The organism is Peptoniphilus sp. oral taxon 836 str. F0141 (genome assembly GCF_000179335.1).
Lineage (GTDB): Bacteria > Bacillota > Clostridia > Tissierellales > Peptoniphilaceae > Peptoniphilus_A > Peptoniphilus_A lacrimalis.
In genome coordinates this window covers 21,253-28,673 of the sequence record NZ_AEAA01000017.1, presented here as the reverse complement: position 1 = coordinate 28,673, position 7,421 = coordinate 21,253, and the positions used below count along the sequence as shown (strand labels likewise).

Here is a 7,421-nt window from a genome sequence, read left to right as displayed (position 1 = left end):
ATTAATATCAAGTAAAGAATAATTAAAACTAAGGCTCCTACAAATCCGAACTCCTCACATATTACCGAAAAAATAAAATCAGTATGGGCTTCTGGAAGATTTGCATATTTTTGTTTAGATTGAAAAAAACCACTTCCTGTATATCCTCCAAGAGCGATAGCATAAAGAGATTGAGTTATCTGATACAACTCATCACTGACATCGCCTTGATCAGATGCAATTAAGCCCATAATTCTTTCTCGCCTATACTTGGAACCTGGACCCATAAGAATTAAAACAACAAGTCCTAGCCCCATTAAAAGCATAATTAAAAATTCCTTTTTAGTCATTCCTGCTGAGGTAAACATAGCAAAAAGGGCAAGTCCAATAACAATAGCAGTAGAAAAGTCCTTAATCATAATAGGAACAATGGAAAATCCCATGATCACAAGAATAGTTACAAATATAGAATCTTCCTTTATTTTGTTAAAATTATTTGCTAGATACTTAGCTAAGAATAGAATTGAAGAAACTTTCAAAATATCTGATGGTTGAAAGGCAAAAATCTCTCTACCTGCAATTTCAATTTTCAACCACCTTACTTGTCCATTTACTAATTTACCCATAGGAGTCCATAACATAAAAATCAATATTATACTTAAAAGAAAAACCCAATTAATATTTTTTTAATAAAGTTTTTATTGACCTTTATGATAAATAAAACTGAAAAAATTCCTAATACCATCCAAACCAATTGCCTTATCAGATAGTAAAATCTATTAACATCATATTTAATTGTTGTTGGAAAAGATGCAGATGCTACTGAAACTAATCCAAAAATTAATAATGCCATAACATCAAATAAAAGAATTAAATCAACTTCTTTTATTTGACTTTTTATTTTCAATTTCAAGATTAAAGCTCCTTAACAATTTTTTTGAAATGCTTTCCTCTCTCTTCATAAGAGCTATACATATCCCAAGATGCACAGGCTGGAGATAAAAGTATTGAATCTCCTTTTTTAGCTAAGGATACACCAAGTTTTACGGCTGCTGGTAAATCTTTTACTATAAAAACTTCAATACCATAATTTTTAGCTTCTTTTGCCATCTTTGGCCCTGTTTGCCCAAACACAATTAAACTTCTAAGATTTGGGGCAATATTTTCCATAAGGCTATTGAAATCACTACCCTTATCATAGCCACCGCCGATAAGTATTGTCTTATTTGTCATTGCCTTAACTGCAACAAGTGTTGAATCGGGGTTTGTACCTTTAGAATCATTATAAAAACTTACATCATTTACTTTTTTTACAAATTCTATCCTGTGTTCAACTCCAGAAAATATTTTTATACTTTGCTTAATTATATCATTACTAATATTGAAAATCTTAGCTATTATGATAGCGCCCATAACATTTTTAACGTTGTGAATACCAGGGATTTTTATGTCTTTGATATCAATAATTTCTTCCCTAATATCCCCATCTTTAAAAATAATCTTTCCATCATCTAAAAAGCATCCTCGTATATCTTTTTTTTCTGTTGAAAAATAATAAATATTTGATTTTAAATCCTTTAAATCATCTCTTGACCTATCATCATAATTAATTATAGAAAAATCATCTTTGTCTTGATTTGCAAAAATCTTATATTTTGCATTTCTGTAATTATCTTCTGTTTTATGCCAATCCAAATGGTCTTTTGTTACATAAGTAAGTAATGCAACTTTTGGTTTAAATTCATGAGTATCTTCAAGCTGAAAAGATGAAGCTTCTATTACTATAAAATCATTATTTTTTGCCTCTAAGGCAATTTCAGATATGCCTCTTCCAATATTTCCCACTACATATGTTTTGTTTACTTGTCTTAAAATTTGTCCTACAAGTGTTGTGGTTGTTGTCTTGCCATTAGTGCCAGTTATTGCAATTAGATTTTTACAGGAACTTATCTTATATGCAAATTCCAAATCACTTATAATTTTTATACCTAAATTTCTTGCCTTTTCTAAAAGAGGATGGTCTGGATATATTCCAGGGCTCTTGATAATAATATCTATATTTTCTAAATCTCCATCTTTTAGCATTACAAAATCTTCTTCTATATCTTCTAAATTTAAATCTTTATTTTCATCATAACAATAGACCTTACAGGGCATTTGATTTAGAGCTTTTAAACAAGCTCTACCTGTAATTCCTAAACCCATAACTAATATTTTTTTATCTCTAAACATATGTCACCCTAAAATTATAAAATACGCAATGATACAAAAAATTAATTGTACCAAATAAAAAGTTAAAACTACCTTTTGTTCCTTCCAGCCCTTTTGTTCAAAATGATGATGTAAAGGACTCATTAAAAATACTCTCTTGCCTCTTGTTTTAAAGCTTACTACTTGAATAATTACAGAAAGAGTTTCTATAAAATAAACTCCTCCTGCCAAGGGAAGTGCCAGTGGTAAATTTAATAGGACAGCTATTGCTGAAACAGCACCACCTAAAGCAAGTGAACCTGTATCCCCCATAAATACTTTTGCAGGATATTTATTATAAATTAAAAATCCTGATAAAGCTCCCAAAAGGCAAATGCAGAATAATAATATTTCCATCCTTTGTAATTTATAAGCACAGATTGCAAAAAATCCCAAACAGATTATAGTAACTCCGCTAGAAAGTCCATCAAGACCATCCGTGAGATTTACAGAATTAACTGTACCCACAACAACAAAAATTATAAAAGGAATATAAAAAATTCCAAAAGAGCAAAATTGATTAATAAATGGTATAAAAACCATAGTATGCAAATTTTTTGAATTATATTGGTAGATTAAAAGAATAAGAGCCACTAAAATTTGTAAGAGTAATTTTTGTATGGCTGTTAGTCCTAAATTTCTCTTTTTTACAACTTTTATATAGTCATCAATAAATCCAACTCCAGCAAAAGCAAAAGTTGCAAACAAAAGCATGAATACAGAAAGTTTAAAATTTGTAAATATTAAAGTTGTTATAAGAATAGTTATAAGGAATATAAGACCACCCATAGTTGGTGTCCCACTCTTTTTCAGATGAGATTTTGGCCCATCTTCCCTAATACTTTGCCCAGCCTTTAATCTCCTCAAAATTGGTAGAAATATTCTACCCAAAATTAAGGCAATAATAAAATTAACTAATAATACTACGATAACTTTCATCTTAATCTCCATGATTTATATTTTTTTTGCTTTTTTTATTTTTATCTTTACTTTTGCTATTTTCTGAATTTTTATTCTCATAAGAATTTCCCTTGGTTCTCAAGATATTTTTTTCCTTATTTGAATTATTTTCATCGTCTTTAGCTGATGAATCGCCTAAGTCTTCTAGGACAATTTCAACAAGCTCATCTTTGTCTAATTTTTCACCCTTTGCCGGACTTTGTGAAATAAAGTATCCGTCGCCTTTGATATTATACTCTAATTTCAATTTATTTAAAATACTTTCAATTTCTCTTTTACTCTTTCCAGACAAATCCGGCATAGTAATTTTTTCTTGGTTATTATTTTCAATAGCCAAATCTACTATACTACCATAAGGAACATCTACACCTTGAGAGGGATTTTGACCAACTATAACCGCAGTATCTTTTATATCATTAATATTGGTGTTAAACCTCAAACCTTTTTCAATTAAACATTTGCCACCATCTTCTATAAGTTTACCTGTCACATCTGGAATACTAACAAGTTCCTTTTTATCATCTTTAACTTCTTCAGTCTTTGGAACTTTTAAATAATTTAATATTCTATCCATTATTTGACCAGCAACTGGAGCTGCAACTGTTGAACCTAAAATTTCACCCTTGGGATTTTTCACAATAACAAGAACGGTAATTCTTGGGTCTTGAATAGGGGCTACACCAATAAATGAAGCAATGTAAGCATCTTCATAACCTGTTCCATCTTTTTTTGCAATTTCCGCAGTTCCTGTTTTTCCACCAATTCTATATCCAGGAACTTGTGCTCTTTTACCTGTACCATTTTTTACAACTCTTTCCATAAGAATTCTCATAGTATCAGATGTTTCTTTTGAAATTACCCTTCTTAATACTGACTTATCTTTCTTCTCTATTACATTATCATTTTCATCTACAACTTCTTTAACAATTCTAGGCCTGTTTAAATACCCACCATTACTTATAGCAGAAACTGCATTTATTAGTTGAATAGGAGTTACGGCAATTCCATGACCGTAAGACATAGTGGCAAGTCTAACATCACTTATTGAATCAGGACTAGATGGTATTAAACCTGAAGCTTCTCCATTTAATTCAATACCTGTTCTTTCTCCAAAACCATAAGCCTTTATATACCTTAAAAAATTTACCCTACCAAGTTCTAAACCTATCCTAACAAAAGATACGTTGCATGATTGTTCCAAGGCTTGTGCCATTGTTTTTGGACCTCTCTGGTGAGAAGTACACTTTAAAATAGCTCCATCAATATTAACCTGACCAGTACACACATAAGTTTTATCTGGACTTGTTGTATTCTGTTCAAGAGCTGATGAAGCGGTTATTAATTTGAAGGTAGAACCTGGTTCATATTGGTCATTAACATTGAAATTTCTCCAGTTATCATACCAAATATTTGTCTTTTCCTCATCAGTATAAGATTTCCAATTTTTTTCTTGATCTTGGTTTATAGGCTCTTTAGGATTATTTAAATTATAATCAGCCTTAGATGCCATTGCTAAAATTTCTCCACTTTTAGTATCTTGAACTATAACATCAACTTGATCAGCCTCATTTTTTTTCAGAGCATCTTGAGCAGCAGATTCAACGAACTGTTCAATATTTGAATCAAGTGTCAAAACAACCGAATAACCTTCCTTAGGTGCAAAAGTTTCTTCTTCTGTCAAGGGAATGATATTATGAGCGTTGTCTTTTTGAGAAACATTTTTTCCTGGAATTCCTGTTAATTCTTCATCAAAAGATGCCTCTATACCATATTGTCCCAAATTTTCATCATTAGTAAAACCTATAACATATGAAGCAAGATTATTAAAAGGATAAAATCTTCTTATTACATCATCAACTGACAAAGCTTGAAGATTGTCTTTTTTTTCTTTACTTAAAGTGGATCTTTTGTCCCTTAATTTCATAGCCATAGTCCTATCAATATTAGAAACAAGACGTACAACCTTTGAACCCTTCATTTTTTCAAGAACTTCTTCTTGGTCAACTTGGCAAATTTCAGAAATTATTTTGGAATCTTCTAACAATATTTTATTTTTTCTTTTCTTATAATCGCTTACAGATTCATTTTTTACTTGTTCGAGATATGACATATTATAAAAGACATTAGCCTTGGAAATATTTATAGCTAGTTCCTTCATATTCCTATCATAAATAATTCCCCTATTTGAGCTAATAACTTCTGATTTTGTTATCTGATTTAAGGCATCTATTGTTAATTTTTCAGATTCAACAACTTGTATATACAAAAGCCTAAAAATTATTACAATAAATAAAATAGCTAGAATAAGAAAAAATATAAGAGCTGAATTGTTTACTCTCTGCCTTTTTTTAAGGAAAATATTTTTATCTTTTCTAGCCTTATTTTTTAAAATTCTCAATTTATCCCCCTACTCATTTTGGAAAGATCTAAGAACAGACACTATGGGACTTAGGAACACGTTATAATTAACATCTCCTTGTGGTTTTTTTGTTTTTGTATCAATATAAACTATTTGCCAATCGTCAGGATATACCATACCTAACTTATACATAGCAATATCGGCTACCTCAATTTGTGATTTAATGCCCTTTAAATCTCCTGAAAGAGTCATTTTTGTTTTCTTAAGTTCATTTATCTCATGTTTAGTACTCAAAATTTGCCTGTCAAGTCCAGCTATTTGCGAATACATAAAAGTACTTGCAGTAATCACCATAGCTACAATAATCATAGTAAACAAAAGCGGTTTATTTCTAAAAATACCATGACTCATTTTTATATTATAATTTCTTTTTAATTTTTTTGTATTAGCAATTATTTTCTTTGTCATGACTTACCTCTAACTTCTCAGCTACTCTAAGCTTTGCACTATGACTTCTGTTGTTATTTTTAATTTCCTCTTTAGTCGGCACTATAGGCTTTCTGGTAATTATTTCTATCTCTCTTTTTTTATCACAAGTACATATGATTTGCTCAGGTGGGCAGACACAATCACTATAAAGGTATCTAAAGGCATTTTTTACAATTCTATCTTCAAGAGAATGAAAGGAAATAATAGCAAGTCTGCCACCTGGATTCAATCTTTCGACAAACTTATATATAGATTTTTTTAAAACATTAAGTTCGTCATTTACCTCAATTCTTAGAGCTTGAAAGGTCCTTTTTGCTGGATGTGGACCATCTCTTCTAGCTCCTTTAGGTACTGCCTTTTTTATAACTTCAACTAAATCAAATGTAGTGTTAATTTTCTTAATTTTTCTTTCCTGAACAATAAATTCAGCAATTCTTTTAGCCCAATTCTCTTCTCCATATTCCTTAATAATCCTATAAAGTTCATCTTTAGAATACTCATTAACTATAGTTTTTGCCGTTAGGGGTAAAGTTTTATCCATTCTCATATCAAGTTCACTATCAAACCTATATGAAAATCCCCTTTTTCCTTTATCAAATTGGTAGGATGAAACTCCAAGGTCCAAAAGAATACCATCAACTTTTTTTATATGTAAAGAATCTAAAATTTCTTCAAAATTCTTATAATTTGTGTTGAAAAGTTTTACATTTTCATATTCACTAAGAACTTCATGTGATTTTTTTATAGCATCCTTATCTTGGTCTATACCGATTAACAAACCACTGTTATTTAAAATTTTTGCAATGCCTTTGCTGTGACCTGCTCCTCCGATAGTTGCATCCATGTAAATTTTATTTTCTCTTATATTTAAATTTTCTAAAACCTCATTATAGAGAACACTTACATGTTTAAATTCCATTATATCCCCAGCTCTGACATCTTTTCAGCTAATTCTTCATAAGTTAGACCTTCTTCAGAATTATATTTTTCCCAATTTTCTTGTGACCAAATTTCAGCCCTATTTGAAAGCCCTACAATCACAGATGAATCTTTTATATTTGCATAATCTCTTAAATTTTGTGGTATCAAAACCCTGCCTTGCTTGTCAATTGCGCAATCGCAGGCACCAGAGAAAAATGTTCTCACAAAAGAACGGACAGCTTTATTTGTCATAGGAAGTTCTTTTAGTTTATTTTCTATTTTTTCCCATTCACTATTGGGATAAAGAAATAAACAATCATCAAGACCCTTAGTCATAACAAATTCATTTAAGTCCTCTCTAAATTTTGATGGAATTGTAACTCGTCCCTTGGGATCGAGGCTGTGATAATATTCACCAATCAACATAATTTTTCACCACTTTATTCCATTTTGAACCATTCTT

Annotated in this window: 8 protein-coding genes; all 8 read right to left on the bottom strand. The window is 30.4% G+C overall.

Going from position 1 to position 7,421, the window contains the following annotated elements:
* A partial coding sequence (locus HMPREF9131_RS00550) for an FtsW/RodA/SpoVE family cell cycle protein (RefSeq protein WP_232202562.1) occupies positions 1-605 on the bottom strand: 605 nt, incomplete at its 3' end.
* 32 nt (positions 606-637) lie between these two features.
* Positions 638-892 (bottom strand): FtsW/RodA/SpoVE family cell cycle protein, encoded by a 255-nt coding sequence (locus HMPREF9131_RS08515; RefSeq protein ID WP_232202561.1) that lies wholly within the window; start codon positions 890-892, stop codon positions 638-640.
* Between the two features lie 2 nt (positions 893-894).
* Positions 895-2,211: a UDP-N-acetylmuramoyl-L-alanine--D-glutamate ligase gene (gene murD, locus HMPREF9131_RS00545; protein ID WP_009344760.1), complete on the bottom strand. Its 1,317-nt coding sequence runs from the start codon at positions 2,209-2,211 to the stop codon at positions 895-897.
* Positions 2,212-2,214: 3 nt separating this feature from the next.
* Entirely contained in the window at positions 2,215-3,168 is a 954-nt protein-coding gene (mraY, locus tag HMPREF9131_RS00540) for a phospho-N-acetylmuramoyl-pentapeptide-transferase (RefSeq protein ID WP_036743993.1), read from the bottom strand.
* A 1-nt stretch (position 3,169) separates the two neighbouring features.
* The gene (locus HMPREF9131_RS00535; RefSeq protein WP_009344778.1) at positions 3,170-5,587 is read right to left on the bottom strand and encodes a penicillin-binding transpeptidase domain-containing protein; all 2,418 of its coding nucleotides are present in this window, start codon (positions 5,585-5,587) and stop codon (positions 3,170-3,172) included.
* Positions 5,588-5,596: 9 nt separating this feature from the next.
* Entirely contained in the window at positions 5,597-6,016 is a 420-nt protein-coding gene (locus HMPREF9131_RS00530) for a cell division protein FtsL (protein ID WP_009344759.1), read from the bottom strand.
* Positions 5,994-6,956 carry a 16S rRNA (cytosine(1402)-N(4))-methyltransferase RsmH gene (gene rsmH / locus HMPREF9131_RS00525; RefSeq protein WP_009344775.1) on the bottom strand — a complete coding sequence of 321 codons (963 nt, stop codon included), beginning with the start codon at positions 6,954-6,956 and terminating at the stop codon, positions 5,994-5,996. The genes HMPREF9131_RS00530 and rsmH overlap by 23 nt, the downstream gene beginning before the upstream one ends.
* Positions 6,956-7,384, bottom strand: coding sequence for a division/cell wall cluster transcriptional repressor MraZ (gene mraZ, locus HMPREF9131_RS00520; RefSeq protein ID WP_009344765.1), 429 nt, complete (start codon positions 7,382-7,384; stop codon positions 6,956-6,958). Before mraZ ends, rsmH begins: the two co-directional genes overlap by 1 nt.
* Positions 7,385-7,421 lie beyond the last annotated feature (37 nt).